This is a genomic window from uncultured Campylobacter sp., assembly GCF_938031315.1.
Classification (GTDB): Bacteria; Campylobacterota; Campylobacteria; order Campylobacterales; family Campylobacteraceae; genus Campylobacter_B.
In genome coordinates this window covers 1-2,376 of the sequence record NZ_CALHHT010000041.1, presented here as the reverse complement: position 1 = coordinate 2,376, position 2,376 = coordinate 1, and the positions used below count along the sequence as shown (strand labels likewise).

At 50.5% G+C, this 2,376-nt stretch carries 3 protein-coding genes; 2 read left to right on the top strand and 1 reads right to left on the bottom strand.

The window, feature by feature from the left end:
* The coding region (locus Q0236_RS01155) for a DUF1566 domain-containing protein (protein ID WP_297914034.1) at positions 1-362 on the bottom strand (362 nt) is incomplete at its 3' end.
* A 200-nt stretch (positions 363-562) separates the two neighbouring features.
* Here Q0236_RS01155 and Q0236_RS01150 point away from each other — a divergent pair.
* A complete protein-coding gene (locus tag Q0236_RS01150) occupies positions 563-1,858 on the top strand; it encodes a hypothetical protein (protein ID WP_297914031.1) in 1,296 nt (431 codons plus the stop codon).
* A gap of 175 nt (positions 1,859-2,033) precedes the next feature.
* The coding region (locus Q0236_RS01145) for a hypothetical protein (RefSeq protein WP_297914027.1) at positions 2,034-2,376 on the top strand (343 nt) is incomplete at its 3' end.

Below are 2,376 nucleotides of genomic sequence, written 5' to 3'. Positions count from 1 at the left end.
GACGAGTCGTTGATATATTTTGTAGAGCTTTGGTAGCATAAAAATTCTCCGCTCGCTATGTTTTTAAAAGCGGAATTTATAGCAGGGTTAAATTTAGTTTTATCCGTTATGCTTATTAGCTCATCTATACTCGGCAGCCGCCAGTCCGAATAACCCGCGAAATTTAAATTTTCGCAGTATTTAACGGCTTCGTCATACGCCCCCTCAAATATATCCTTGCCGTCTTGCCACATAAGTTTGTAAACACTATCCGTAACTACGTTTTTGGCATCGTCTCTGCTAAAGCCCGCCGTTATATCGCCGCCAAAAGCCGCGTTCCAGCAAAGCAAGCAGCACGTTAAAATAGGCATAAATTTACTCATATTTTACCTTTAAGCGTTTGAATTGCGCGTAATTATACTCTGTTCCGCCGCTTATTCGCCTTATGCTTTAAAGTCGTGCCGCGGAGCGCATCCGCTTATCTCTATCCGAAATTTATCTCTAAATTTAGCCCTTTTTGCTAAAATTTCACAAAACGCGCCGTCCGTAAAAGAAGCGGCCAGACTAAGCTTAAGGAGAGAAGATGCGCGAGCAGGACTACGAGGCGCTTAAGGCGGAGTGGCAAAAAGAGTGGAATGAAAAGAGCGAGAAATACGCCAAGGCCGTAAACGATATGGTGGCGTTTGCGGAGGTTTACGGCTGGGACGCCTACAAGGGCGAAGATCCGGTCGATGAGCGCGAGGGTGTGACGCAGCTTTGCGAGGCGGTTTTTGAGCTGCTAAAGGAGGCTAACGAGCGCGGCGAAACGGCAAAATTTAGAGCCGATTTTCCGCCATCAAACGTCATTTTCGATAAAAAGTTGAGAAAAAAGCTAAGAGACATCGATCAAATTTGCCCTCTTGGCGGCGAGAACGTCCTTTTTATCGCCTCAAACGACGACGGCAAGACGCTGTATCTACTGGAGGGCGACCGCGTGAGCGAAGTGGCAAAGGGCGTCATCGCCGTGGGCAAGTCCAAGCGAAACGAAATTTACGCCCTGCTAAATCAAGACGAGGTATGGCTGATCAGGGGTTACGACGGCAAGAGCGGCGGCGAGCTGGTGGCGAGATTTAGCCACGAGCTTGAGATCATCTACGACGAGGCTGAAATTTTACCCTTTAACGACGGCAGCAAGGTGCTTTTGGCCGCCCATGACGGAATTTTTTTGATCTCGCAAAGCGGTTCGAAGCTTATCCATCCGATCTACGAGGATGAGGGCGATGACGACGACGAACTCGAGATAGATATGGCAAACGCGACGCTCTCAAATGACAACGAGCTAATCGTCGCGGGCGAGCAAGATACCGATGAGCACGTCCTGATGGATAGCGAGGGCGAGCGACTGGGCGGCATCGGCGCGCAGAGCGCATATCCGCACTTTTGCCTATTTAGCGCGGACGATACGCAGCTCATCACGAACTCCTGCCATTTCTACAACGGCGTCACGATCGGCGTGGACAGGGCGCTGCTAAAGCGCGGGCTGGAGGTTGAGGCTTATTCGTATGACGAAGAGGGTGAGAAAAATTTCACGCTGATCGACGATGCGATGAGAGTTTACGCGGGCGTAGCGACAAGAGACTTTTACATCCTCGGCGACGCATACGGCTACATCAAAGCAGTCGACAAGGACGGGCGTAAAATTTGGCGCCACTATCTTGGCGGCACGATAAAGTCCATGGCTCTAAGTGAGGACGGCAGCGTGCTATTCGTCGGCACTTACGGCGGCAGGCTGCATAAACTACGCCTCGGCGCAGGTCAAGACAGCCACACGATCGGCAACGGCAACCACAAAGAGGAATTCAGACTGATTGCATTTGAAGATAAAATTTATCGGTGGTAAATTTCGCGACGCGGGCGGAGACGAAAATAGCGCGAGCAGCTTTGAGTGCAGATGAAATTTTGATTTGAAGCAGCGCCTAGTAGCGGAGCGGATTTGAGCTAAATTTAGCTCGCAGCTCCGCTAAAATCCGTGCTCGTCAAATGGGCGCGGACAGATTAAAATTTAAAGGACGGAAATGACCGAGCCGAAAATCGGCGATCTCTTCGCCGTAAAGCTTAAGAGGCGGGACGCGTATTTTACCGCGCAGATCCTAAGTGCTCAGATGGGGCTCGTCGCGCTCGTTTTGGACGACTTTACGAGCGCGCCGCCTAACCTAAAAGAAGCGGCTAAGCTTAAGCCGTTTTACTTCGATCATCACTTTTGGAAGCGCGGAGAATTTTATCTCGGCGTGGATGAAATTTTGGACGCCGAGCCCGTTTTTATCGGCAATGCCGCTTTGATTTGCGAACCGCCCGAGTGCGTGAGCCTGCAAAATATCGAACAGATCTATATGCAGCTTGCGTGGAACGAGCTTCCCA

What these genes read in the sequence shown, in the direction of transcription:
- Q0236_RS01150 (WP_297914031.1), top strand. Translation starts at nt 563, where the DNA reads ATGCGCGAGCAGGACTACGAGGCGCTTAAGGCGGAGTGGCAAAAAGAG.